The 24,035-nt window shown below is 67.5% G+C and carries 23 protein-coding genes; 10 read left to right on the top strand and 13 right to left on the bottom strand.

From position 1 onward, the window contains the following. Positions 1 to 14 precede the first annotated feature (14 nt). The gene (locus A5759_RS23380) at positions 15 to 425 is read left to right on the top strand and encodes a nitroreductase family deazaflavin-dependent oxidoreductase (RefSeq protein WP_066850284.1); all 411 of its coding nucleotides are present in this window, start codon (positions 15 to 17) and stop codon (positions 423 to 425) included. Between the two features lies 1 nt (position 426). On the opposite strand, the gene A5759_RS23375 is transcribed toward A5759_RS23380, so the two are convergent. After that, positions 427 to 1,452: a zinc-binding dehydrogenase gene (locus A5759_RS23375; RefSeq protein ID WP_068201616.1), complete on the bottom strand. Its 1,026-nt coding sequence runs from the start codon at positions 1,450 to 1,452 to the stop codon at positions 427 to 429. Positions 1,453 to 1,516: 64 nt separating this feature from the next. Here A5759_RS23375 and A5759_RS23370 point away from each other — a divergent pair, with 64 nt between their 5' ends. Then, a complete protein-coding gene (locus tag A5759_RS23370) occupies positions 1,517 to 2,083 on the top strand; it encodes a TetR/AcrR family transcriptional regulator (protein WP_068201615.1) in 567 nt (188 codons plus the stop codon). Position 2,084: 1 nt separating this feature from the next. Here A5759_RS23370 and A5759_RS23365 read toward each other — a convergent pair whose 3' ends face one another. From A5759_RS23365 to nadA, 4 genes are read right to left on the bottom strand one after another with little or no spacing between them, the layout of a single operon-like run. Beyond that, the gene (locus A5759_RS23365; RefSeq protein WP_068201614.1) at positions 2,085 to 2,567 is read right to left on the bottom strand and encodes a hypothetical protein; all 483 of its coding nucleotides are present in this window, start codon (positions 2,565 to 2,567) and stop codon (positions 2,085 to 2,087) included. Between the two features lie 22 nt (positions 2,568 to 2,589). Further along, a complete protein-coding gene (gene nadC, locus A5759_RS23360; protein WP_068201646.1) occupies positions 2,590 to 3,447 on the bottom strand; it encodes a carboxylating nicotinate-nucleotide diphosphorylase in 858 nt (285 codons plus the stop codon). After that, a complete protein-coding gene (locus A5759_RS23355; RefSeq protein ID WP_068201613.1) occupies positions 3,447 to 5,012 on the bottom strand; it encodes an L-aspartate oxidase in 1,566 nt (521 codons plus the stop codon). The genes nadC and A5759_RS23355 overlap by 1 nt, the downstream gene beginning before the upstream one ends. Beyond that, entirely contained in the window at positions 5,009 to 6,052 is a 1,044-nt protein-coding gene (gene nadA / locus A5759_RS23350) for a quinolinate synthase NadA (protein ID WP_068201612.1), read from the bottom strand. The genes A5759_RS23355 and nadA overlap by 4 nt, the downstream gene beginning before the upstream one ends. 47 nt (positions 6,053 to 6,099) lie before the next feature. Between nadA and A5759_RS23345 the strand changes: the two genes are divergently transcribed. Beyond that, complete coding sequence (locus tag A5759_RS23345) at positions 6,100 to 6,804, top strand: NUDIX domain-containing protein (RefSeq protein ID WP_068201610.1); 705 nt, start codon at positions 6,100 to 6,102, stop codon at positions 6,802 to 6,804. A 42-nt stretch (positions 6,805 to 6,846) separates the two neighbouring features. Beyond that, positions 6,847 to 8,184 (top strand): lipase family protein, encoded by a 1,338-nt coding sequence (locus A5759_RS23340; protein WP_068201608.1) that lies wholly within the window; start codon positions 6,847 to 6,849, stop codon positions 8,182 to 8,184. Here A5759_RS23340 and A5759_RS23335 read toward each other — a convergent pair. The 3 genes from A5759_RS23335 to bioB are packed head-to-tail and all read right to left on the bottom strand — an operon-like array spanning position 8,141 to position 10,005. Beyond that, the gene (locus A5759_RS23335) at positions 8,141 to 8,797 is read right to left on the bottom strand and encodes a DUF2567 domain-containing protein (protein WP_068201607.1); all 657 of its coding nucleotides are present in this window, start codon (positions 8,795 to 8,797) and stop codon (positions 8,141 to 8,143) included. The genes A5759_RS23340 and A5759_RS23335 overlap by 44 nt on opposite strands. After that, a complete protein-coding gene (locus A5759_RS23330; RefSeq protein ID WP_064395549.1) occupies positions 8,794 to 8,985 on the bottom strand; it encodes a hypothetical protein in 192 nt (63 codons plus the stop codon). Before A5759_RS23330 ends, A5759_RS23335 begins: the two co-directional genes overlap by 4 nt. 24 nt (positions 8,986 to 9,009) lie before the next feature. Further along, entirely contained in the window at positions 9,010 to 10,005 is a 996-nt protein-coding gene (gene bioB / locus A5759_RS23325; protein WP_066850314.1) for a biotin synthase BioB, read from the bottom strand. A gap of 118 nt (positions 10,006 to 10,123) precedes the next feature. Here bioB and A5759_RS23320 point away from each other — a divergent pair, with 118 nt between their 5' ends. After that, positions 10,124 to 10,702 carry a TetR/AcrR family transcriptional regulator gene (locus A5759_RS23320; RefSeq protein WP_068201606.1) on the top strand — a complete coding sequence of 193 codons (579 nt, stop codon included), beginning with the start codon at positions 10,124 to 10,126 and terminating at the stop codon, positions 10,700 to 10,702. Here the strand turns inward: A5759_RS23320 and A5759_RS23315 are convergent. Continuing rightward, the gene (locus A5759_RS23315) at positions 10,699 to 11,472 is read right to left on the bottom strand and encodes a hypothetical protein (protein ID WP_068201604.1); all 774 of its coding nucleotides are present in this window, start codon (positions 11,470 to 11,472) and stop codon (positions 10,699 to 10,701) included. The genes A5759_RS23320 and A5759_RS23315 overlap by 4 nt on opposite strands. An 80-nt stretch (positions 11,473 to 11,552) precedes the next feature. On the opposite strand from A5759_RS23315, the gene A5759_RS23310 reads away from it, so the two are divergent. Continuing rightward, positions 11,553 to 11,888, top strand: coding sequence for an MmcQ/YjbR family DNA-binding protein (locus A5759_RS23310; protein WP_068201603.1), 336 nt, complete (start codon positions 11,553 to 11,555; stop codon positions 11,886 to 11,888). Here the strand turns inward: A5759_RS23310 and A5759_RS23305 are convergent. The 4 genes from A5759_RS23305 to A5759_RS23290 form a co-directional block, all read right to left on the bottom strand. After that, positions 11,881 to 12,402 (bottom strand): 2'-5' RNA ligase family protein, encoded by a 522-nt coding sequence (locus tag A5759_RS23305; protein WP_068201602.1) that lies wholly within the window; start codon positions 12,400 to 12,402, stop codon positions 11,881 to 11,883. The two genes, A5759_RS23310 and A5759_RS23305, sit on opposite strands and share 8 nt — an antisense overlap. A 2-nt stretch (positions 12,403 to 12,404) precedes the next feature. Beyond that, positions 12,405 to 13,070 (bottom strand): dethiobiotin synthase, encoded by a 666-nt coding sequence (bioD, locus tag A5759_RS23300; protein ID WP_068201599.1) that lies wholly within the window; start codon positions 13,068 to 13,070, stop codon positions 12,405 to 12,407. After that, positions 13,067 to 14,215 (bottom strand): 8-amino-7-oxononanoate synthase, encoded by a 1,149-nt coding sequence (locus A5759_RS23295; RefSeq protein ID WP_068201596.1) that lies wholly within the window; start codon positions 14,213 to 14,215, stop codon positions 13,067 to 13,069. Before A5759_RS23295 ends, bioD begins: the two co-directional genes overlap by 4 nt. A gap of 85 nt (positions 14,216 to 14,300) precedes the next feature. Next, positions 14,301 to 15,599, bottom strand: a complete 1,299-nt coding sequence (locus A5759_RS23290; RefSeq protein WP_068201594.1) for an adenosylmethionine--8-amino-7-oxononanoate transaminase — start codon at positions 15,597 to 15,599, stop codon at positions 14,301 to 14,303. A gap of 32 nt (positions 15,600 to 15,631) precedes the next feature. On the opposite strand from A5759_RS23290, the gene A5759_RS23285 reads away from it, so the two are divergent. The 4 genes from A5759_RS23285 to treZ are packed head-to-tail and all read left to right on the top strand — an operon-like array spanning position 15,632 to position 24,009. Further along, complete coding sequence (locus tag A5759_RS23285; RefSeq protein WP_068201593.1) at positions 15,632 to 17,809, top strand: acyltransferase family protein; 2,178 nt, start codon at positions 15,632 to 15,634, stop codon at positions 17,807 to 17,809. After that, entirely contained in the window at positions 17,809 to 19,959 is a 2,151-nt protein-coding gene (gene glgX, locus A5759_RS23280) for a glycogen debranching protein GlgX (RefSeq protein ID WP_068201645.1), read from the top strand. The genes A5759_RS23285 and glgX overlap by 1 nt, the downstream gene beginning before the upstream one ends. A gap of 11 nt (positions 19,960 to 19,970) precedes the next feature. Beyond that, complete coding sequence (gene treY, locus A5759_RS23275) at positions 19,971 to 22,292, top strand: malto-oligosyltrehalose synthase (protein ID WP_068201643.1); 2,322 nt, start codon at positions 19,971 to 19,973, stop codon at positions 22,290 to 22,292. Further along, positions 22,285 to 24,009 (top strand): malto-oligosyltrehalose trehalohydrolase, encoded by a 1,725-nt coding sequence (gene treZ / locus A5759_RS23270; protein ID WP_068201592.1) that lies wholly within the window; start codon positions 22,285 to 22,287, stop codon positions 24,007 to 24,009. Before treY ends, treZ begins: the two co-directional genes overlap by 8 nt. Positions 24,010 to 24,035: the final 26 nt, after the last annotated feature.

The raw sequence follows: 24,035 nt of genomic DNA, 5'->3' as shown, positions 1-24,035 counted from the left end.
GTTATGGAGGCACCATGCGAGCCAGCGAGCACCCGAATAACGCGCCCGGCGTGCCTATGGTATTTCCGCCGTGGTTTGAGAACCTGCAGGTCAAGTACCTGAATAGAATGATCAGACCGCTTTCTCGACTGATGCCCGGGATGGCGATGATCAAACACCGCGGCCGCAAATCCGGAAAACCGTACGAGACGATCGTCACTGTCTATCGCAAGGGAAACACCGTGGCCGTCGCACTCGGGCACGGGAAAACCGACTGGGTGAAGAACGTGCTGGCCGCCGGCGAGGCAGACCTACGCCATGCCCGCCAAGACTTGCATCTGGTCAACCCGCGGATCGTGCCGGCCGGCGGTGACGCGGACGGGCTTCCGTTCATGGCCCGCCTTCAAGCCAAGAAGATGGGCGTCTTCGTCGCCGATATCGCCTGAGCTACAACCGGCTGAACACCGTCTTGCCCGTCATACTCGGCCACGCCTGCGGCGCCTCCTCCCACGGCACCACACGTTCGACGGCAGGCAAAAGGTCCTGCCCGGCAGACAGTTCCAACACCTCCGGGAGTACCGCGCGAGCATTGACCCGCCCGGTGACGAAGCGCACGCCGCGGGTGTACATCGACAGCAGCGGCATGTCCACCGCGCCCTGGTAGTAGATGCCGGTGTCCGTGCACACTCCGTCCGGCCAGGTCGCCCGCAGAGTCGCCGCCAACAGCGCCGGGTCCGCCGACGTGTGCACCGTCACCGGATACGGTTCGGCGGTCTTGTCGGGCTTTTCGCGGTCGTGCACGGTCGCGCCCAACTTCTCGGCCCCCGCGAGCCGATGCGGGTCGGTGTCGACGTAGTCGACGTGCACACCGGCCGCGGCTGCCGTCGCCGCCGCGTACAAGCCGATCGACAGCCGCCCCACGACCAGCACCCTGCGGTCGGCCGGTGAAAGCAGAGCAAGCTCCTTCCGATACGGCCCGACACCGCGCCAGCCGTCGGGGATGTTGTCCGACATCGAAGCGACGGCAACAGGATCGGCGCCATCGGGCAACGGCAGCAGCATCGCGTCGGCGTAGGGCACCAGCACCAGGTCGGCCATGAAACCCCCGCCGTCGAGACCCGACAGCGGCGCCATCCCATATGTCGCCATCAGCGGCAAGGACGCACACGATCCGGTCGCGCCGCGCAGACACGCACTGCACTCACCGCAGCTGATCTGGAACGGCACGACGACCCGCGCACCGACCGCGACGCTGCGGACGTCGTCGCCGATCGCGACCACCTCGGCTACTCCCTCATGTCCGACCGCATGACCGGGCGGCATCGGGAGCCGACCCTGCACCACCGCAACGTCGAGGTCGCAGCACGCAACGGCGATTGGCCTGACGAGCGCCTGTCCCGGCCCGGCGAGTTGTGGATCGGGCGCCTCGCGCCACGCGTATGTACCGGCGTCTTCGAGCATCAGCTGTTGCATGGTCGGCCCTTTCTTTAGTGATCGCTCAACTATTCTTGAGCGATCTTTCTAGTAAAGTCAAGGCATGCCTCGTCCGGACCGCAGCCGCACCGCCCTGATCGACACCGCGGCACAGCTGTTCCGCAGGCAGGGCTACGCAGCGACCGGCGTCAACCAGATCCTCGAGCTCGCCGACGTGAAAGCAGGCTCGCTATACCACCACTTCCCCGAGGGCAAGCAGCAGCTGGCGGCCGCCGTGGTAGAGCGCGTCGGCGCCGACATCGAGCAGCGACTGCGGGATCTGCTGGCCGCCGGCTCCCCCGTATCCGACCTCATCGACGGCTGGATCGACCTGATGGCCTTGGGACTGACCTCCGATCCACGCGACGGCTGCCCGATCGAACCGATCGCCACCGAGTCAGTCGACGCCAGCGCACTGATTCGGCAGGCATCGGCAACGGCCTTCGCCGGCTGGCGCCGGGCCATCGCGGATCGGCTGCACGCCGACGGGTGGGCACAGGACGACGCCGAGCAGACTGCGCTGGCATTGATAGCACTCATCGAGGGTGCGTTGATACTCGCCCGGATCGCGGGTGACACCACCGCCCTCGACTCCGCGAAAGTCGCCGCCAGGACGCTGTTGAGCCGGTGAGCTACTTGCAGAGCTCGGTGATGCTCTTGTTCTGCGCGTCGGCGTCAGACAGCCGCTTCGTTTGCGCCGGATCATCATTGGGCACTCCGGCGGTAGCGTTGGCGCCGATGTCCATGAGACTGTTCGCGAACTCTTCGACTTTCTCCGCGAGCACCACCGGGGTCGCCGGATCGAGCCGGTCCAGCAGGTACTGACCTCCGTCGTACAACGAGATGCGCGCATTGGCGGCCACCGCCTGCGCGCCGGTGACGTCCTGTGGACCGCCTTCGGGTTGCATGTTCGTGTTGAGCGTGATGCCCTTCCGGACGACGTCGGCGGCGCTACAGATCTTGGTCTTGGCCTCGGCGACCTGAGTCGAATCGTATTCAGGCTCAGACGGGCTGGTCTTGTAGAGCGTCCATCCGGCGAGCGCCAAAGCGACGACGGCTACAACCAGGCTGACGACGACCAACAATGTGAGGCGCCGCGACGAATCCTCATCCACGCGACCGATGCTATCGGCCCATTCAGATATCGAGCCCGATATCGAGCACCCGCACCGAGTGCGTGAGCGCCCCCACCGCGAGATAGTCGACACCCGTTCCCGCGTAATCCGCTGCGCTTTCCAGCGACAGCCCGCCCGACGATTCCAGTTTGGTCGCAGGTGAGCGAGAGTCGCGGCGCTGCACCGCGATCTGCGTCTGCCATACAGGAAAGTTGTCGAGCAGCACGAGTTCGACGTTCTCGGCCAGCACTTCGTCGAGTTGCTCGAGGGAGTCGACCTCGACCTCGCATTCGAGCTCCGGCGCGGACGCGCGCACCGCCCGCAGCGCCCCCACCACCGACCCCGCCGCCGCAACGTGGTTGTCCTTGATCAGCGCCGCATCCCCGAGCCCCATACGGTGGTTGACCCCTCCGCCGACGCGCACCGCGTACTTCTGCAGTGCGCGCAAGCCCGGCAACGTCTTACGGGTGTCGCGGATCTTCGCCGCGCTCCCGGAGACAGCCTCGACCCACGCCGCAGTTGCGGTCGCGATGCCCGACAGGTGACAAACCAGGTTCAGCGTGGTGCGCTCAGCGGTCAACAGCCCCTGGGTGGGGGCTTCGACCGTGAGCACGACACCGCCCGGTTCGAGCCGGGCACCGTCCTCGACACGATGCTTGACCAGGTAGTTATCGCAACCGATCACCTCGTCGAACGTAAGAAGTGCGATGTCCACACCCGCGATCACACCGGCCTCGCGGACCACCATGGACGCTGTGGTCCTGGCGTCGGCGGGCACCGTCGCCAGCGTGGTGACATCGGGCCCGTACCGCAGATCCTCTTCGAGCGCACGAGCGATGACGCTGCGAGCCTCGGTGAGCTCGTCGGCGGTCAGCTCCATCAGCAGCACGCTCCTGCTGGGACCAGCGTGCGTGCCCGGACGGGGTCGGTGCCCGGGTAGTCGCGGCGATGATGGCAGCCCCGAGATTCAGTCCGGGCCAACGCACCCGCGGCGACCGCCACCGCAGCAGTAGTCAGCGCGGCGTCCTCGAAGTCGGCGCGCGAGCCGATCACCCGGGGTGGCGCGGTGTCGAGTTCCTTGGCCAGGATGCGCAGGCCGTCGGCGTCGCGGACCACCCCGGCGTTCTTGGTCATCGCCCGCTGCAGATCGGCACGGGGCAGCGTACGCCGCACCACCGGCTCCGGAGGCCGCGCTGTCACCGGGCCGACGGCCAAAGCGTATGCGGCGGCGGCCTTTCCGGCTCTGTCTCCGACGACGAGCCCCTCTAGCAGGCTGTTCGACGCCAGCCTGTTCGCACCATGCATACCCGTGCACGCCACCTCACCCGCGGCAAACAGCCCCGCGAGCTCGGTGCGTCCGTGCACATCGGTGACCACACCGCCGCAGCTGTAGTGCGCCCCCGGTAGCACGGGAATGGCCTCGAGCGTGGGATCGATACCGGCCGCTCGGCATGCCGCGGTCACCGTCGGGAATCGTCTCTCGAAGTTGGCGATTCGCCGCGCGTCGAGGAACACGCAGGGCGCGCCCGTCTGCTCGATGCGGGCCTGGATCGCCGCGGCAACCACGTCGCGCGGCGCCAGGTCGCCCATCGGGTGAATACCCTCGGTGACCGAACGACCTTGCGAGTCAACGAGTATCGCGCCCTCACCGCGGACCGCCTCGGTGATCAGCGGGCGCCTGCCCGCGTTGTGCCCGTCGAAGAGCATGGTGGGGTGGAACTGGACGAACTCGATGTCGCTGACCGGAACTCCGGCCCAAATGGCCAACGCGATACCGTCTGCCGTCGACCCATCGGGATTGGTTGTCGCCGAGTACAGGTGGCCCAGTCCCCCGGTCGCGAGGATCACCGACGGTGCGTGCACCACGCCGAACCCGTCGTCGTTGAGCACCAGCACACCGGTGACCGTTCCGGCGTCGTGCAGGATTTCCACCGCGACGTGGTTGGGTCGAATGTCCAGCGTGGCCGCGGCGACGTTGAGGGTTCGCTGTACCTCGGCGCCGGTCGCGTCGCCGCCGGCGTGGATGATCCGGCGTCGGGAATGCCCTCCCTCACGGGTCAGTGACCATGTCCCCGGCGTCGACTCATCGAACTGTGCACCGTGTTCGACCAGTTCGGCGACCGCGCGGTACCCGTCGGCCACGATCGAGCGCACGGCGTCGGGATCACACAGTCCCGCGCCCGCGGCAAGCGTGTCGGCGATGTGCGCCTCGATCGAGTCGCCGTCCTCGCACAGAGCGTCGGGCAGCACAACGGCGATCCCGCCCTGGGCGTAGAACGTCGCGGTGTCCCCGGTCTTGCTGAGCACCAAGACTTTTCGGCCAGCGCGCTGTGCGGCGAGGGCTGCCACCAGGCCGGCCACACCGGTCCCGATGACCACGACGTCGGCGCGCTGCTGCCAATGACCGGCCCACCTGCCGGCGCCGCAAGCCGCCGGGCGCGTCATTCTCCGCCGCCGGGCTGGCCGATCGCGATCATGCGTTGCACGCTGGCCCGGGCCAGCCGTGCGGTCTCGGGATCGACGTGCACCTCGTCCTTGCCCTCCACCAGGCAGCGCAGCAGCGCGGCGGGGGTGATCATCTTCATGAACCGGCAGGACGCTCGGTCGTTGACAGCCATGAAGTCCACACCCGGTGCGGCGCGGCGCAACTGGTGCAGCATCCCCACCTCCGTGGCGACCAGCACCTGCTGTGCGCCGGTCTCGCGCGCGGCGTCCAGCATGCCGCCCGTCGACAGGATCTTGACGCGGTCCTCCGGGAAGGCGCCCTCGCCGGCGAGGTACAGCGCCGATGTCGCGCAACCGCATTCGGGATGAACGAACAGCTCGGCGTCCGGGTGAGAGCGAGCCTGGTCGGCAAGCTCGTCGCCGTTGATCCCGGCGTGCACGTGACACTCGCCCGCCCACACGTGCAGGTTCTTACGCCCCGTGACGCGACGGACGTGCGCACCGAGGAACTGGTCCGGGCAGAACAGCACCTCGCGGTCTTCGGGAATCGACGCCACCACCTCGACGGCATTCGACGATGTGCAGCAGATGTCGGTCTCGGCCTTCACCGCCGCGGTGGTGTTGACGTAGGACACCACGACCGCGCCGGGATGCTCGGCCTTCCATGCGCGCAGCTCGTCGGCGGTGATGGAGTCGGCGAGCGAACAGCCGGCTCGCTGGTCCGGGATGAGCACCCTCTTGTCCGGTGACAGGATCTTGGCCGTCTCGGCCATGAAGTGCACGCCGCAGAACACGATGGTGTCCTCGGGCACCTCGGCGGCGATCCGCGACAACGCCAGCGAGTCACCGACGTGATCGGCGACGTCCTGGATGGCGGGCAACTGATAATTGTGCGCCAACAACGTCGCGCCCCGCAGATCGGCAAGGCGGCGAACCTCGGCGGCCCACTCCTCGTCGCCGTCGACCCCGGAGAAACCGGTGGGACCGTCGACGATGCGGCTCGAGAGGTTGTCTGCGGGCATCCGGTCCAGAACCGTCATGGCCGCCTCCTTCGTCCGAATCGAGTTTTCGACTTATAATCGAAAACATGGCACATATTAGCACCGCCCACGAGGTGCTCGCCGCCGTGTTCCAGGTTCGCGAAGTCACTCACGGGGACACCGACCGGAAACCAGCACTTCACGTGCTGTTGTGGCAGCGCGCACTCGATCCGCAACGCGGAAAATGGTCCCTTCCCGGCGGGCGTCTCGGCGACGACGAGGACCTGACCAGCTCGGTGCGCCGTCAACTGGCCGAGAAAGTTGACCTACGTGAGCTTGCCCACCTCGAGCAGCTCGCCGTGTTCTCCGATCCCCGTCGAGTCCCCGGCGATCGGACGATCGCGTCGACCTTCCTCGGGCTGGTGCCCTCCCCCGCCGTTCCGGAGTTGCCGCCGGACACGCGCTGGCATCCGGTCAACGATCTGCCGCCGATGGCGTTCGACCACGGCACCATGGTCGAGCACGCGCGCACCAGGCTCGTCGCCAAACTCTCCTACACCAACATCGGTTTCGCCCTGGCACCAACAGAATTCGCGATATCGGCATTGAGGGACATCTACAGCGCCGCGCTCGGCCACCACGTCGACGCCACCAATCTGCAACGCGTGCTCGAACGCCGAAAAGTCATCACCCGCACGGGCACCACGGCGCGGTCCGGTCGCAGCGGTGGCCGCCCGGCGGCGCTGTTCCGGTTCATCGAGTCGCGCTACCGCGTGACCGACGAGTTCGCCGCACTGCGCCCGCCCGGGTGAGTCGACTGGATTCTTAACGGTTCCTTAAGTAAGAATGGCCGAATGTCTCTGGGCAATGCCGCGCCAGCATCAGGTGCCGAGTGGATCGGGCACGTACCCCACCAGGACCTGGCGCGCGGCTCCCGTCCGCTGCGTCCCGACGACGACCCGTTCTATGAGCCCCCGAGCGGCTTTCAGCACGCCGAACCGGGCACGGTGCTGCGCAGTCGCGATGTCGAGCTGGCCTTTTTCGGCCTGATTCCGCAGAAGTTCACCGCGACCCAGCTGCTGTACCGCACCACCGACATGAACGGTGCGGCGGAAGCCACCGTGACCACGGTGATCGTGCCCGCCGAGCGGACGAACCGCGACGTCATACCGGTGATCTCCTACCAGTGCGCGATCGACGCGGTGTCCTCGCGCTGCTTCCCGTCCTACGCGCTGCGCCGCAAGGCGCTGGCTCCCGGCGCGCTCGCGCAGCTGGAGTTCCTGCTGATCGCCGCCGCGCTCGCCGAAGGGTGGGCCGTTTCGGTGCCCGACCACGAGGGCGCGCACGGACTGTGGGGCACGCCGTACGAGCCGGGATACCGCATTCTCGACGGCCTACGTGCGGCTGTGAGCTGCGAACGGCTCGGGCTGGACGAATCGGCGCCGATCGGGCTCTGGGGTTACTCAGGCGGCGGGCTGGCGTCGGCATGGGCGGCCGAGATGCACAGCCAGTACGCCCCTGAGCTCAATATCGTCGGCGCCGTGCTCGGCTCGCCCGTCGGCGACCTCGGACACGCCTACCGGCGGCTCAACGGCAGCCTGTACTCGGGGCTGCCCGCGATGGTGGTGGCCGCGCTGAGCCACGTCTATCCGGACCTGGACCGGGTCATCCAGGAGCACGCCACCGACGCCGGCAAGGCGATGTTGATGCGCATCCAGGACATGACCACCGCCCAGGCCGTGCTGCGGTTCGCGGGCATGGACATGGGCAAGCTGGTCGACCGGCCGCTGAATGAGATCCTCGATATGCCCGAGGTCAAGCACGTCTTCGACAGCATCAAGCTGGGCACCGCGGTGCCCACCCCGCCCGTGCTGATCGTGCAGGCCGTCCACGACAGGATCGTCTCGGTCGACGACATCGACGAGCTCAGCGAGATCTACCGCAGTGGCGGCGCATCGGTGACCTATCACCGCGACATGTTCAGCGAACACATGTTGCTGCACCCGATGTCGTCGCCGATGGCGCTGCGCTGGCTGATCGACCGGTTCGACGGTAAGCCGTTGTCGGAGCATCTGGTCCGCACGACCTGGCCGACGCTGCTGAACCCGATGACCTATGTCGGAATGACGCGGCTGGTCCGCATCGCGTTCAAGGTGATGACGGGCCGGAAGGTGGAGCGCTCTCCGCTGTGACGTCCGCCGCGGCCGGCGGGGGCACGAACGCAGGCACCTCGACAGGCGGCCAGGCACCCAGATCGTCGCGCGCGGTGGACACCGCGGCCAGCGAGTAGACGAGCGCCGCGACCGCGGCGGGAAACAGTATGGTCAGCACCGCCTGTATCGGGGAGGACCCGAAGAAGACCGGCGGCGCCTCCACGACGTAGTGCACGCGGTTCTCGGGTGTCACCGGTGCGGCGGCCATGTCGATAGTCCCGTAGCGCAGGCGCACCAAGAGCGCCCCGACACCGGCGGCCACACCCGCGGCGAGCATGCATCCCGTCGCCAGTGCCGCTGTCATCACCGGTCCGCGGTGCGCGCGCCACTGCCACACGGCCACCGCGGCGATGGCCCCCACGACGCAGAGCATGCCGACCAGCAGGAAAGCCGCCACGAAGAAATGGTCGCTTTCGTTGCCCAGGTGTGCGCGGACGCGGTCACCGTCGCGTGTCAGCGCCACGACACCGTGGACAGGCGGCGCCAGAAACGCCCACAGAGCGCCGAGCAGCGCACCGGCCGCCACGAGTGCCACGACGACCGTCAGCGCTGCGCGGGTACGTGAGAATCGTGGCGGGGCAACGTCGTTCATCGCTGTTCCAGATCCTTGGAATCGGTCAGCCCGTGCCGTGAGCACTTGGCCGACCAGCCGTCGGGGCGCACTTGCACGATCATCCGCCTGCCGCATTCGGCGCAGAACCGCGGCGGCTCCAGACCCAGCTGGGCCGCGGTCGGCACAGCGGTGCCGTCGGGCTCGCCGGTGTAGACGTTGAACGCCATACTTCTACGTTCTACCGGCCGGCCTCAGAGACTCGCATTGAGCGCCTTGATCGGCATCTGCAGATCGTCGAGCAGTTCGAGGTCGGACTCGGCGGGCCGGCCCAGTGTGGTCAGGTAGTTGCCGACGATGACGGCGTTGATCCCGCCGAGAATCCCCTTCTTGGCGCCGAGGTCGCCGAGGGTGATCTCCCGGCCGCCGGCGAAGCGCAACATGGTGCGGGGCAGCGCAAGGCGGAAGGCCGCGACGGCCCGCAGCGCATCGGCAGCAGGTAGCACGTCGAGGTCGCCGAACGGGGTGCCCGGCCGGGGGTTGAGGAAGTTCAGCGGCACCTCGTGCGGATCGAGTTCAGCCAGGTTGGCGGCGAACTCGGCCCGCTGTTCGAGGGTTTCGCCCATACCGAGAATCCCGCCGCAGCACACCTCCATGCCAGCCTCGCGGACCATCTGCAGGGTGTCCCAGCGCTCTTCCCACGTGTGCGTGGTGACGACGTTGGTGAAGAACGACCGCGCGGTCTCGAGGTTGTGGTTGTAGCGGTGCACACCCATCTCGGCGAGCTGCTCGACCTGTTCGGAGGTCAACATGCCCAGCGAGCAGGCGATCTGGATGTCGACCTCGTTGCGGATCGCCTCGATGCCGGCGGCGACCTGTGCCAGCAGCCGTTCGTCGGGCCCGCGCACGGCGGCCACGATGCAAAACTCGGTCGCGCCGGTCTTCGCGGTCTGCTTGGCCGCCTCGACCAGGCTCGGCACATCCAGCCATGCGCTTCGCACGGGTGAGGCGAAAAGTCCTGACTGCGAACAGAAGTGACAGTCCTCGGGGCAGCCGCCGGTCTTGAGGCTGATGATGCCCTCGACCTCTACGTCGGGGCCGCACCACGCCATGCGCACCTCGTGCGCCAACGCGAGCAGGTCGTCGAGTCGATCATCCGGCAACTGCAGCACCTGCAGCGTCTGGTCCTGGTTCAGGCCTTCGCCGCGCTCGAGCACCTGCTCGCGGGCCACTGCCAGAATGTCGCTCACTGATCACCTCTCGGTACTTGCACACGTCGGCGAGCCGACGATTGAACACGTCGGCGAGCCGACAATTGAACACGTCGGCGGGCCGACAATTGAACGCTGTTCAGGTTAGGGTACGGGCGTGCAGCTTCACAAACGCGACGTGGTGGCCGCGGCGGCGACACTGTTGGACAGCTACGGTCTGGCCGACCTGACCATGCGGCGGCTGGCACGCGAGCTCGAGGTCTCCCCCGGCGCGCTGTACTGGCACTTCACCAGCAAGCAGGAGCTGCTGGGTGCGGTCGCCGACCGGATCCTCGAGCCCGTCGGTGACGCCGCCGGGGCCTGGCGGGAGCGGGTGTCGAGTGTCTGTGTGGCGCTGCGCGATGCGCTGTTGTCGCATACCGACGGCGCCGAGCTGGTGTCGGCCAGCTTCGCGGCCGGTCAGTCGACCGCGATGGCGCGGATCCTCGAAGGGCTCACCGAGGCCGCACGCGACGCCGGTGTGCCCGACGGCCACGCCGAGCTGGCCGCCCGCACCGTCGTCTATTACGTGCTGGGCTTCACCGTCGACGAGCAGTCGCGACTGCAGTGGGATGCCGCCGGCGCCGACCTGCCAGGCGACCAGTCGGTGTTGACCGAGGATGCGTCCGCCCGGTTCCGCTTCGGGGTGGGCCTGCTCGTCAGCGGAATCCGCGGCAGACAAGATCAACCGGTCTAGAAGCCCCGGTAATTCTCGACGTCGTTCATCCACCGAGGATCGCCGGCGTCTATCGATGCGGTGAGGGCCCACATTCGAACCCCCTCGTCGTGCCCGCCCACCATCGCGAAGCCGAGCTGGCGGTGCGTTTCGCTTGGCCCGGGCCGAATGAGCACCTCGACGATCTTGTTCGGGCGGCCCTCGGCTGTCACTCCGGCGAATTCACCTTGGTCGTAGAGCGGGCTCTCATGTACGACGACGTTGTCGGCTTTGGGCGCTTCATTACCGCTTCCGACAAGAGATTCCACATCTGGATAGGTGTGGGCCGGGTCCATCTTCAAAACGGGGGCGTACACGCACGAGAGCAGATTCTCGCCTTCGTCGGTGGGCGCCGACTTCTCGGCATAGTCGACCACGGTCAGATAGGTGTTGACGATCGCCTGGCCCGTGGCGTTCGCATCGTCGAGGGCCGCAAACGGTACGGGTGCCTTCTGACGCGAACCTCCAGAGTCGTCGAGCGCGGCGCGCCACTTGTCGCGCCAGGCGGCAGCATGCTCGGAGATGTAGGGCACGCACCGATCGATCCGGTCGGAGTAGCTCAACTTCATGAACTCCGTGTGCGCCGAGTCGATGGTCGTCGGCGGCGGACTCGGGTGATAGAAGAAATTCATGATCAGCGATGTGCCGCCGACGATGGCGCCGATGATGGCGATCGCCGTCGTCGTCCACCAATGGTGGCGGCCCGGACTCCAACCCGAAGTCCCGGCATCCTCGTCCGATTGCTTGGCCACCGAGGCGTAAGTTACCGGACTGACCGCCGCGAAATGGCAGATCAGCAGCGATGTCGTAGCACTCGGCTAGCGTTCGGTACGTGATCACCGTCGACGATGTGCGACGCACCACCGCGACGCTGCCCCGGTCGTCCGAGGCGGTGGTCCGCGACAGCATCAGGTTCCGGGTCGGGCGCCTCGTCTACGCCGCGTTCTCGCGCGACGAGACGGTGATGGGCGTCGCCTTTCCCAAGGAGGAGCGGGCCGCGATGGTGGCCGCCGAGCCCGACAAGTTCGCGCTGCCACGCCAGTCGGAGATGCGGTTCAACTGGATACTTGTCCGGCTTGACGCGATCAGTTACACCGAACTTCGCGAGCTGGTGATCGACGGTTGGCGGATGTGCGTGCCGAAAAGCGTTGGCGCAACGGTCAGCTGATCGGATACTCGACCCGGTTATCGCCGTCCCAGTGACGCAGGCCGGTCACCGCTCCCCGTATGTCGCGGCCCACCGACTTCAGTGTCAGCGCCACAGGCAGCTTGTCGGGTGCGACGCGACGCGCCAACGTCACATGCGGTGTCCACTGCCCCGGATCGGCATGGCCCAGTACGCCGTTGGGCATGTGCGGCAGGCACAACTCATGCACTCGGCGATGCAACGCCAGCAGTTCTTCGGAGGGCACCACCAGCCGCACCAGCGTGAAGACGCGACTGCCGAACAGCATCGGCGCCCCGACGGTGCAGACCAGCGGCAGCCGCTTCAGCACCGGACGTAGCGCGGCGTTGGCCGCCTCGTCGAGGCTCTCGGCGACGGTCACCGTGACATGCGGCCGATTGCTCGGCGCCGTGTTGCTCGCCTGACTGCGGATCCCGGCGCGTGTCAGGTCATCCCAGACACCGCGGATCTTCGCATCCGTGTCCGGGTCGAAGACCAACTCGACCGAATGCACCATGTCTAGACCAGGCTTTCGATCCACGCGGAACCGAAGGCGTCGCCGCTCATGCGCTCGAAATCGCATGCGGTCAGCGCGCCGGCACCCGCAGGCAGAATCCCCCGCACGGGAGCCAGCTCTGCCAGCGCCGCGCGGTTGCCCTGCTCGGCGACACCCGGCGACGACGGCCACGCGCCGATCACCAGGCCGGCACACGGAATACCTTCGTGTGCAAGCGCTTCCAGTGTCAGCGCGGTGTGGTTGAGCGTGCCGAGCCCGGCCCCGACGACCACCAATACCGGCGCACCCAGGTCGGCCGCGAGGTCGCGCAGCGTCGTCCCCGCTCCGATCTCGACGAGCAGCCCGCCGGCCCCCTCCACCAGCGTCAGCGACGCGGCCGCGGACCGCACCGACTCGACCAGTTCGGGGCGGGTCGGCAGCGTCATGCCCGCTCGGCGCGCGGCAGCGGCGGGCGCGAGCGGCTCCGGGTATCGCCATCCGCCATGCAGCCGGGTCACACCCGAGAGCCGCCCGACGTCGGCGAGGTCGTCGTCGTGGGGGCTGCCGGTCTGTACGGGTTTGCACACCGCGACGTCGATGCCCGCGAGCCGGGCGTGGCAGGCCAGGGCTGCGGTGGCGATCGTCTTTCCGACGCCGGTGTCGGTGCCCGTGACGAGGAGCGTGCTCACCGGCGCGCGGTCGCCAGCACGTCAGTGAGCACCTCGGCCGCCATCCGCATCTCGTCGTCGGTCAGCGACGCCCGCGCGGTCAGTCGCAGCCGCGATGTGCCTGCCGGCACCGTCGGCGGCCGGAAGCACCCCACGCGCACACCGCGGTCCAGGCATGCCACCGCGGAGCCGAAGGCGACGTCTGCGTCGCCGAGAACCACTGATACGACGGCCGATTCGGGAAGCTCCGACACCGAGCAGATCGATGCGAGCTCCGCGGCGCGGTCGATCACGGCCCGTGCGCGCCACGGCTCGGCGACCAGAATGTCGAGCGCAGCCCAGGCCGCACCGACGGCGGCGGGCGCCAGCCCGGTGTCGAAGATGAACGGCCGCGCGGCGTCGATCAGGTGGTCACGCACGACCGTCGGGCCCAGCACCACACCGCCTTGGCTGCCCAGCGCTTTGGACAGCGTCGTGGTCATCACGATGTCGGGCGCACCGGCCAGGCCGACTTCGTGCAACAGGCCGCGTCCGCCCGTGCCGCGGACACCGAGACCGTGGGCCTCGTCGACGATCAGCAGTGCGCCGTGGCGACGGCATGCATCGTGCAGGGCGCGCAACGGTGCGAGGTCACCGTCTGCGGAGAAGACGGAGTCCGTCAGTACCACCGCGCGCTCCTCGCCGCGCGCCGCCAACGCCGCCTCCACCGCGGCGACGTCGCGGTGTGGCGTGACGACGACCCGCGCCCGCGACAACCGGCACGCGTCGACCAACGAGGCGTGTGTCAACGCGTCGGACACCAGCAGCGACCCCGCACCCGACAATGCGACGACCGCGCCGAGGTTGGCGGTGTAGCCGGACGAGAACACCAGCGCAGCCTCCGCGCCGACGAATCCGGCCAGTGCCCGCTCGAAACCCTCGTGCAGTTCGGTGTTTCCGGTGACAAGGCGCGATCCGGTGGAACCCGCACCCCAGGTACGCAACGCGGCCACCCCGCCGTCGATCACCGCGGGATGCTGCGACAGGCCCAGATAGTCGTTGGAGGCCAGGTCGAGCTCGGTGCTGACCGGTGGCCGCGCACGCAGGGATCGCCTCAGCGCCGCGGCGCGCCGCTGCCTTTCGACATCGTCGAGCCACGCCAGCGGTGAGAGACCTGCGCGCGTCACCGTGCTCCTCGCATCGGACTTGAACAGCGTTCAGGTTAGGGCACCCGCGCGCGACGGCACAAATGTGCCGCGAGCGCCTGAGGAGTTAGTGGCTTGGTTCATCACCCAGGGCCCGGGCGACCGCGACCATCCCCGCGGTGATCTGCGCGATCTCCTCCGACGTGCAGATGTACGGCGGCATCGCATAGATGAGGTTGCGGAACGGGCGCAGCCACAGGCCGTGCTCCAGCGCCGCGGGCGTTGCCACCTTCAGGTCGACGGGACGGTCCATCTCGATGACGCCGATCGCGCCGAGCACCCGCACATCGACCACCCCGGGCAGCGACCGCGCGGAGGCCAACCCCGAGCGCAGTCCCGCCTCGATCTCGCGGACCCGCGTGCGCCAGTCCTGGTCGAGTAGCAGCTCAACCGCGGCGACCGCGACCGCGCATGCCAGCGCGTTGGCCATGAACGTGGGGCCGTGCATCAGGGCGCCCGGCTCGTTCGAGCTGATCGTGTGGGCGACCTCCCGTGTGCAGAGCGTCGCCGCCAGCGTGATGTAGCCGCCGGTGAGGGCCTTGCCGACGCACATGATGTCGGGGCTCACGCCCGCGTGGTCGGCCGCGAACAGTTCACCGGTGCGGCCGAAGCCGGTCGCGATCTCGTCGAAGATCAGCAGCACCTCGTGCCGGGAGCAGATGTCGCGCAGCTCCGCGAGGTAGCGGGGGTCGTGGAACCGCATCCCGCCCGCTCCTTGCACGACGGGTTCGACGATCACCGCGGCCAGTTCATCGGCGTGTTCGGCCAATTGCGTCTCGAACGACTCGACGTAACCGGCGTCGTAGTCGCGCGGTACCGGGGGTGCGAACTCCTGGGCGACCAACACGTCCGTCCACAGCTCGTGCATCCCGCCGTCCGGGTCGCACACGCTCATCGGGGTGAAGGTGTCGCCGTGGTACCCGCCGCGCCACGTCATCAGGCGATGCTTGGCGCCTCGGCCCCGGCTGCGCCAGTACTGCAGCGCCATCTTCACGGCCACCTCGACCGACACCGACCCTGAGTCGCTGAAGAACACGGTGTCCAGGCCGTCGGGAGTGATTTCGACCAGTAACTGCGCGAGCCGCGCGGCCGGTTCGTGGGTGAGCCCGCCGAACATCACGTGATTCATGGTGGCGAGCTGCTCGGTGATCGCCGCGTCGAGCACCGGATGCCCATGGCCGTGGATCGCGGTCCACCACGACGCCATCGCGTCGAGAACGCGCACCTCGCGCCCGTCGTGATGGAGGCTGAGCCAAGCGCCGCGGGCACCGACCGCGACGACGGGAGCCAAGGCTTCCGCGCCGATCGTGCTGTAGGGATGCCAGACGTGGGCGGCGTCGATCGCACCGATCTCGGCGGGCGTCATGGCTGGCACCTTCGGTAGATTATCGGTCGACCATGATGACCCTCGCCCCTCCCCGGTCGGCGCCCGTCAGCTATCCGGGACGTCCGTTGCGCGCCGCGAAAGCCTCGACCGGCACCCGCTCCTCAGCGGCTTACCGGCATGACCTCGACGGTTTGCGCGGTATCGCGATCGCACTCGTCGCGGTGTTCCACGTGTGGTTCGGCCGGGTGTCCGGCGGTGTGGACGTGTTTCTGGCGCTGTCCGGCTTCTTCTTCGGTGGCCGGTTGCTGCGCTCGGCGATGACGCCGGGCGTGTCGCTGCGGCCGCGTCCGGAGGTGACGCGGCTGATCCGGCGGCTGCTGCCCGCCCTGGTCGTCGTGCTCGCGGCGTCCGCGGTGCTGACCGTCCTGATCCAGCCGCAGACGCGATGGGAGACGTTCGCCGACCAGAGCCTTGCCAGCCTCGGCTACTTCCAGAACTGGGAACTGGCCAACTCCGCGTCGAACTACCTGCGCGCGGGTGAGGCGGTCAGCCCGCTGCAGCACATCTGGTCGATGTCGGTGCAGGGCCAGTTCTACATCGCGTTCCTGGCGATAATCTTCCTGTCCGCCTTGCTGTTTCGCCGGGTCTTCGGCCGATACACCCGTGTGGCGTTCGTCGTGCTGCTCAGCGCGCTGACCATCGCGTCGTTCGTCTACGCCGTCCACGCCCACAACGCCGACCAAGCCACTGCGTACTACAACAGCTTCGCCAGGGCGTGGGAGCTGCTGCTCGGTGCGCTGGTCGGTGCGCTCGTGACACATCTGCGGATGCCGATGTGGCTGCGGACGACGGCCGCGGTGGTGGCGCTGGCGGCGATCCTGTCGTGCGGCGCACTGATCGACGGCGTCAAGGAGTTCCCCGGGCCGTGGGCGCTGGTCCCCGTCGGTGCCACCATCCTGTTCATCCTGTCCGCGGCGAACCGGGTGGCCGACCCGCACACCGCAGGACGGATGCCGCTGCCCAACCGGCTGCTGGCCACGGCGCCCTTCGTATCGCTGGGGGCGATGGCCTACTCGTTGTATCTCTGGCACTGGCCGCTGCTGATCTTCTGGCTGTCCTACACCGGCCACAGCCGCGCCACCTTCCTCGAAGGGGCTGTGGTTCTGCTGTTGTCCGGGGTGCTGGCGTGGTTGACCACCAGGTACGTCGAGAACCCGCTGCGCTACCGCAGTTCCTCGGCCCAACGCACGGCCGCGCCGAAGAAGGCCCGCAGGCGCAGGCCGCCGGTGGTGCTGGGGTCCGTGGTCGCCCTGCTGGGTGTGGCGTTGACCGTCACCTCGTTCACCTGGCGTGAGCATGTGCTCGTCCAACGCACCAACGGGGCAGAGCTCGTGTCGCTTTCGACACAGGACTACCCCGGCGCCGCTGCTCTGCTGAGCAATGCCAGGGTGCCCAAGCTGCCGATGCGCCCGAGCGTGCTGGAGGCCAAGAACGATCTGCCGGAGACCACTGAGGACGGGTGCATCAGCGACTTCGAGACCGTCGACGTGATCAACTGCACCTACGGTGACAAGAACGCCAAGCGCACCATTGCGCTGGCCGGCGGATCGCACGCCGAACACTGGATCACCGCGCTCGACCTGCTCGGCAAACGGCACCACTTCAAGGTGGTCACCTACCTGAAGATGGGCTGCCCGTTGACCACCGAGCAGGTGCCGCTGGTGATGGGCGACAACCGCCCGTACCCGAAGTGCCACGAGTGGAACAAGCGGGTGATGGCCCAGATCGTGGCCGACCGGCCCGACTACGTCTTCACCACCTCCACGCGGCCATGGAACATCAGGGCCGGCGATGTGATGCCCTCGACGTATATCGGCATCTGGCAGGAATTGTCCGCCAACAGGATCCCGATCCTGGCCATGCGGGACACGCCGTGGTTGGTCCGCAACGGTGAACCGTTCTTCGCCGCTGACTGCCTCGCGGGCGGCGGCGACGCTATCTCCTGTGGAACACGGCGATCCGACGTACTCTCGGAGCGCAACCCGACACTCGATTTCGTCAAGCGGTTCCCGTTGATGAAGCCGCTCGACATGAGTGATGCGGTGTGCCGCAAGGACATTTGCCGAGCCGTGGAGGGGAACGTGTTGCTCTACCACGACGCTCATCACATCTCGAAGACGTATATGCGCACGATGGCGCCCGAACTCGGAAGACAGATCGCCGCCGCCACCGGTTGGTGGGTTGGCTGATGCCCTCCGGCGAACCGGCGGCGGTGCCCACCGTCTGGCCGGGAGTGGCGTATCCCCTGGGCGCAACCTACGACGGCGCGGGCACCAACTTCTCGGTGTTCTCCGAGGTGGCCGATCGGGTCGAGCTCTGCCTGATCGGCAAGGACGGCAGCGAAGAGCGCATCAACCTCGAAGAGGTCGACGGCTACGTCTGGCACTGCTACCTGCCCACGGTCACCCCGGGACAGCGCTACGGCTTTCGCGTGCACGGCCCGTGGGACCCCGCGGCCGGCCACCGGTGCGACCCGAGCAAGCTGCTGCTCGACCCGTACGGCAAGTCGTTCCACGGTGACTTCGAGTTCTCCCAGGCGCTGTTCTCCTACGACTTGAACGCCGAGGATCTCGCCTCCGGCGGTACCCCGCCCCGCATCGACTCCCTCGGGCACACCATGACCAGCGTCGTGATCAACCCGTACTTCGACTGGGTTTCAGACCGCGCACCGCGCACGCCGTACCACGAGACGGTGATCTACGAGGCCCACGTCAAGGGCATGACGCAGCGACATCCCGGCATCCCCGAGGGACTCCGCGGCACCTACGCCGGCCTGCACCACCCGGTGATCATCGACCACCTCAAGTCGCTGAACGTGACCGCCATCGAATTGATGCCGGTGCACCAGTTCCTCCACGACCACCGGCTCATCGACCTCGGGCTGCGAAACTACTGGGGCTACAACACTTTCGGGTTCTTCGCACCACACCACGAGTACGCGGCCAACAAACACGCCGGCGGTGCGGTCGCCGAGTTCAAGACCATGGTGCGCGCATTCCACGAGGCCGGGATCGAGGTCATCCTCGACGTGGTCTACAACCACACCGCCGAGGGCAACCACCTCGGTCCGACACTGAACTTCCGGGGCATCGACAACGCCGCCTACTACCGGCTACTCGACGGCGATCTGCGCCTGTACAAGGACTTCACCGGCACCGGCAACAGCCTCAACGCCCGCCATCCCCACACTCTGCAGCTGATCATGGACTCGCTGCGCTACTGGGTGATGGAGATGCACGTCGACGGGTTCCGTTTCGACCTTGCCGCCACCCTGGCCCGCGAGTTCTACGACGTCGACCGCTTGAGCGCGTTTTTCGACCTGGTGCAACAGGATCCGGTGGTCAGCCAGGTCAAGCTGATCGCCGAACCGTGGGACGTCGGCGAAGGCGGCTATCAGGTCGGCAACTTCCCAGGTTTGTGGACCGAGTGGAACGGGAAGTATCGCGACACTGTGCGTGATTACTGGCGGGGCGAGCCCGCAACCCTTGGCGAGTTCGCATCGCGGCTGACCGGTTCGTCCGACCTCTACGAGGCGACCGGCCGGCGCCCTAGTGCGAGCATCAACTTCGTCACCTGCCACGACGGCTTCACGTTGAACGACCTGGTGTCCTACAACGAGAAACACAACGAGGCCAACGGCGAGGACAACCGCGACGGCGAGAGCCACAACCGGTCGTGGAACTGCGGTGTCGAGGGTCCGACCGACGATCCGGACATTCTGGCGCTACGCGGTAAGCAGATGCGCAACATCATGGGCACGTTGATGGTTTCGCAGGGCACGCCGATGATCTCGCACGGCGACGAGATCGGCCGCACCCAGCGGGGCAACAACAACGTCTACTGCCAGGACTCCGAACTCTCCTGGATGGACTGGTCGTTGTGCGAGAAGAACGCCGACCTGCTCGAGTTCACCCGCAAAGTCACCCAGCTGCGCAAGGACCACCCGGTGTTCCGCAGGCGCAGGTTCTTCGAGGGCAAGCCGATCCGCAGCGGCGATCAGGTGCGCGACATCGCGTGGTTGACCCCCGCCGGTGAGGAGATGACCATCGAGGACTGGGGCACCGGGTTGGGCAAATGTGTTGCGGTGTTCCTCAACGGTGACGCCATCTCGGCGCCGAACGAACGCGGAGAGCGAGTCGTCGACGACTCGTTTCTGTTGTGTTTCAACGCCCATGACCGCCCACAGCACTTCGTCACTCCCTCGGGTTACTACGCGAAGGAGTGGACCGCGGCGCTCGACACCACAGACGCCACCGGGTCCACCGAGCTGGTGGCCAAGGCCGGGGAGAAGATCTTGCTGCCTGCGCGCTCCCTGCTGGTGATGCGTAAGACGGCCTGATGGCGCGACACATGCCCGTCCAATCCACGTACCGCCTCCAGATGCGCGGTGACGCCTTCACTTTCGCCGATGCCGAGAACCTGCTCGACTATTACGCGGCGCTCGGCGTTTCCCACCTGTACCTGTCGCCGATCCTCACCGCGGCCGAAGGCTCCACCCACGGTTACGACGTCACCGATCCCACGACGGTGTCCGCCGAACTCGGTGGGCCCGAAGGGTTTGCGCGCCTGTCGCGCGCGGCCCGCGACAAGGGCATCGGCTTGATCGTCGATATCGTGCCCAATCACGTCGGTGTGGAGAAGCCGCGGGATAACGCGTGGTGGTGGGACGTGCTCAAGCACGGGCGCGAGTCGGCCTACGCGTCCTATTTCGACATCGACTGGGACCTCGACGGCGGGCGCGTCGTAGTGCCGGTGCTCGGATCCGACGACGACGCCGACGATCTCGAGGTCGACGCCAGCGGCGCTGAGCCCGTGCTACGCCTCGGCGACCTCGTCTACCCGATCGCACCCGGCACCGAGGACGGGACCGGTCCGCAGGTGCACGATCGGCAGCACTATCACCTGGTCGCCTGGAAGAACGGGTCGAGCGAAGCGACGGGGGAATTGTCCGGTATCTGCGGCTACCGCCGGTTCTTCTCGATCACCTCGCTGGCCGGCTTGCGCCAAGAGGACCGCGCCGTCTTCGATGCCACCCACGCCGAGGTGAAACGGTGGTTCGACGAGGAATTGGTCGACGGCATCCGCATCGACCACCCGGACGGGCTGTCGGACCCGGCCGGCTATCTGACCTGGCTGCGCGAACTCACCGGACCCGACGCCTGGATCGTGATCGAGAAGATCTTGGCCGCCGACGAACCGCTGGAACCGACGCTGCCGGTCGCCGGAACCACCGGTTATGACGCGATGCGGGAAATCGGCGGCGTGTTCATCGACCCGTCGGGCGAGGAACCCCTGACCGCCCTGTTCGACTCCACAGGGTTGGCCTACAGCTCGATGCCGGATCTCGCGCGCACGCTCAAGGCGAATGCCGTCACGGTCACCCTGGGCAGCGAGCTCGCCCGGTTGCGCCGCACGATCGTCGGCGCCATCGGAACCGACCATGACGACCTGCCTGCGGCGATCGCGGCTCTGCTCAGCCGCATCGACGTCTACCGCTCCGACTACCGCTCGCTGTCTGGTGTCCTGCCCAGCGCGCTGGCCGAGACAGCCACTGCGAAACCTGAATTGGCCGAGCCCCTGGCCTTGATCACGACCGCGCTGGCGGTCAATAACGAGGCCGAGATCCGGTTGCAGCAACTGTGCGGTGCGGCGACGGCCAAGTCGATGGAGGACTGCCTGTTCTACCGCGACGCGCGGCTGGTCTCACTCAACGAGGTCGGTTCCGAACCGCACCATTTCGGAGTGAGCGTCGCCGAGTTCCACCAGCGGGCCGCGGTGCGCGCCCGGTTGTGGCCTGACGCGATGGTTGCGATGACGACCCACGACACCAAGCGCGGTGAGGACGTGCGGGCGCGCATCGGACTGCTGTCGCAGGTTCCGTCGCTGTGGGCCGAGTACGTCACCGCATGGGAGCAACGCACGCCATCTCCCGACCGTGCCACCGGGTTCTTCCTGCTGCAGAACATGTTCGGGGTCTGGCCTGCCGACGGCACGGTGACCGACGAGCTGCGGGAGCGACTGCACGCGTACGCGGAGAAGGCCATCCGCGAAGCCGCTGTGCACACCACCTGGAACGATCCGGACGAGGATTTCGAAACCCGGCTGCACACCTGGATCGACGCCGTGATCGACGGCCCGGTGGCCACCGAATTGACCGGTTTGGTCGCGCGGCTCGACCTGCATGCCCGCAGCGACGCGCTGGGCCAGAAACTGTTGGCGCTCACCGCACCCGGGGTCCCCGACGTCTACCAGGGCACCGAACTGTGGGAGGACAGCCTGGTCGATCCGGACAATCGCCGACCCGTCGACTACGCGGCTCGCCGCAAGGCATTGGAGGCGATGCGCCATCCGAAGCTGCGGGTGGTCACTTCTGCGCTGGCGGTCCGGCGGGAGCGACCCGCGACGTTTTCGACGGGCGGTTACACCCCCGTGCTGGCCGACGGGCCGGCGGCGCAACACCTCGTGGCGTTCCAGCGCGGTGGCGACGTGCTGACCGCCGTCACCCGGCATTCCGTGCGGCTCTCCGAAACCGGCTGGGGAGAAACAGCTCTCACCCTGCCCTCGGGCACCTGGTTCGACCGCATCGGCGGACGCCGGCACACCGGGCGGGTACTGGCCGCCGAACTCTTCACCGAACTGCCGGTCGTACTGTTGGAGCGGGTCGATGGCTGAATTCAGCGTGTGGGCGCCGCGACCGCAACGGGTCCGGCTCGACGTGGACGGTGAACTGCACGACATGACCCGCTCCGACAACGGGTGGTGGCGCACCGACGTCGAGGCCCGGCCTGACGCGCGCTACGGTTTCGTCCTCGACGACGACCCCAAAGTGCTCCCCGACCCCCGCTCCCCCCGTCAGCCCGACGGTGTGCACGAGAGGTCGCAGCTGTGGCAACCGGATCCGTCGGCATGGACGGACGCCGACTGGGCCGGCCGCTCGATCGAGGGTGCGGTGATCTACGAATTGCACGTCGGGACCTTCACTCCCGAAGGCACGTTCGACGCGGTGGCCGACAAGCTGGACTACCTCGTCGACCTCGGTGTCGACCTCATCGAGCTGATGCCGGTCAACGCCTTCGGTGGCACCCACGGGTGGGGTTACGACGGTGTGCTCTGGTACGCGGTACACGAACCATACGGCGGGCCCGACGCGCTGGTACGCCTGATCAACGCCTGCCACGAACGCGGACTCGGGGTGCTGATCGACGCCGTGTTCAACCACCTGGGCCCCTCGGGGAACTACCTGCCCATGTTCGGGCCGTACCTGTCGGCCGGCAGCAATCCGTGGGGCGAGTCGATCAACATCGCCGACGCCGATGCCGACGAGGTGCGGCGCTACATCATCGACTGCGCGCTGCGCTGGATGCGCGACTTCCACGCCGACGGGCTGCGTCTGGATGCGGTGCACGCCCTCGTCGACACGACGGCGATCCACATCCTCGAAGAGCTGTCCGCCGAAACCGATGCGCTGGCAGCAGAGTTGGGCCGGCCGCTGTCGTTGATCGCCGAGAGCGACCTCAACGATCCGCGGCTCATCACCCCCCGCGACAAGGGCGGCCTGGGGATGACCGCGCAGTGGGACGACGACATCCACCACGCGATCCACTCCGCAGTGTCCGGCGAACAGCAGGGCTACTACAACGATTTCGGAACCGTTGAGGCGCTGGCCACCACGCTGAAGAACGGTTACTACCACGCCGGCACGTACTCATCGTTTCGACACCGCAGGCACGGGCGCCCGTTGGACACCGCCACGATTCCGGGCACCCGCCTACTGGCGTATACGTTGACCCACGATCAGGTGGGCAACCGCGCCGTCGGAGACCGGCCGTCGCAGAACCTGACGTTCGGCCAGCTCGCCGTCAAAGCCGCCTTGGCGCTCGGAAGCCCGTATACGGCCATGCTTTTCATGGGCGAGGAATGGGGGTCGTCGTCACCGTTCCAGTTCTTCAGCTCGCATCCGGAGCCCGAACTGGCGCGGGCCACGGCCGAGGGCCGCAAGCGCGAGTTCGCCGAGCACGGCTGGGACGCCGACGAGATCCCGGATCCGCAAGACCCCGAGACGTTCGAGCGCTCGAAGCTGAAGTGGGATGAGATCGACGAGGGCGACCACGGCCGGCTGCGGCGGGTATACCGCGATCTGATCGCGTTGCGGCAGAACGAGCCCGATATGGCCGACCCGTGGCTGGACAACCTCGGGATCGATTACGACGAAGACCGGCGCTGGATCGTGATGCACCGCGGGTCGCTGTCGATCGCATGCAATCTGGGCACCGACGCGGTCGACGTCCCGGTCACCGGCGAGGTGGTGCTGGCGTGGGGCGTGCCCGAGGTCGCCGAAAAGACCACCCGCGTCGAGGGGCACTCGTTCGCGGTCATCCGCCGAAACTGAACGTATTCGCCACTTCGCGCGGAAAA

The sequence above is a fragment of the Mycobacterium sp. 852014-52144_SCH5372336 genome (assembly GCF_001665615.1).
Lineage (GTDB): Bacteria > Actinomycetota > Actinomycetes > Mycobacteriales > Mycobacteriaceae > Mycobacterium > Mycobacterium neumannii_A.
The sequence above is the reverse complement of the archived record's forward strand: the minus strand, read 5'-3'. Positions and strand labels throughout refer to the sequence as shown.

Coding starts and splice junctions, on each gene's coding strand:
- A5759_RS23340 (WP_068201608.1), top strand. CDS start 6,847: ATGTCTCTGGGCAATGCCGCGCCAGCATCAGGTGCCGAGTGGATCGGG.
- treZ (WP_068201592.1), top strand. CDS start 22,285: ATGGCTGAATTCAGCGTGTGGGCGCCGCGACCGCAACGGGTCCGGCTC.
- A5759_RS23345 (WP_068201610.1), top strand. CDS start 6,100: ATGGCACATATTAGCACCGCCCACGAGGTGCTCGCCGCCGTGTTCCAG.
- A5759_RS23330 (WP_064395549.1), bottom strand. CDS start 8,985: ATGGCGTTCAACGTCTACACCGGCGAGCCCGACGGCACCGCTGTGCCG.
- glgX (WP_068201645.1), top strand. CDS start 17,809: ATGCCCTCCGGCGAACCGGCGGCGGTGCCCACCGTCTGGCCGGGAGTG.
- A5759_RS23335 (WP_068201607.1), bottom strand. CDS start 8,797: ATGAACGACGTTGCCCCGCCACGATTCTCACGTACCCGCGCAGCGCTG.
- treY (WP_068201643.1), top strand. CDS start 19,971: ATGCCCGTCCAATCCACGTACCGCCTCCAGATGCGCGGTGACGCCTTC.
- A5759_RS23290 (WP_068201594.1), bottom strand. CDS start 15,599: ATGACGCCCGCCGAGATCGGTGCGATCGACGCCGCCCACGTCTGGCAT.
- A5759_RS23355 (WP_068201613.1), bottom strand. CDS start 5,012: ATGACGCGCCCGGCGGCTTGCGGCGCCGGCAGGTGGGCCGGTCATTGG.
- A5759_RS23285 (WP_068201593.1), top strand. CDS start 15,632: ATGATGACCCTCGCCCCTCCCCGGTCGGCGCCCGTCAGCTATCCGGGA.
- A5759_RS23305 (WP_068201602.1), bottom strand. CDS start 12,402: ATGGTGCATTCGGTCGAGTTGGTCTTCGACCCGGACACGGATGCGAAG.
- nadC (WP_068201646.1), bottom strand. CDS start 3,447: ATGGAGCTGACCGCCGACGAGCTCACCGAGGCTCGCAGCGTCATCGCT.
- A5759_RS23375 (WP_068201616.1), bottom strand. CDS start 1,452: ATGCAACAGCTGATGCTCGAAGACGCCGGTACATACGCGTGGCGCGAG.
- A5759_RS23380 (WP_066850284.1), top strand. CDS start 15: ATGCGAGCCAGCGAGCACCCGAATAACGCGCCCGGCGTGCCTATGGTA.
- nadA (WP_068201612.1), bottom strand. CDS start 6,052: ATGACGGTTCTGGACCGGATGCCCGCAGACAACCTCTCGAGCCGCATC.
- A5759_RS23370 (WP_068201615.1), top strand. CDS start 1,517: ATGCCTCGTCCGGACCGCAGCCGCACCGCCCTGATCGACACCGCGGCA.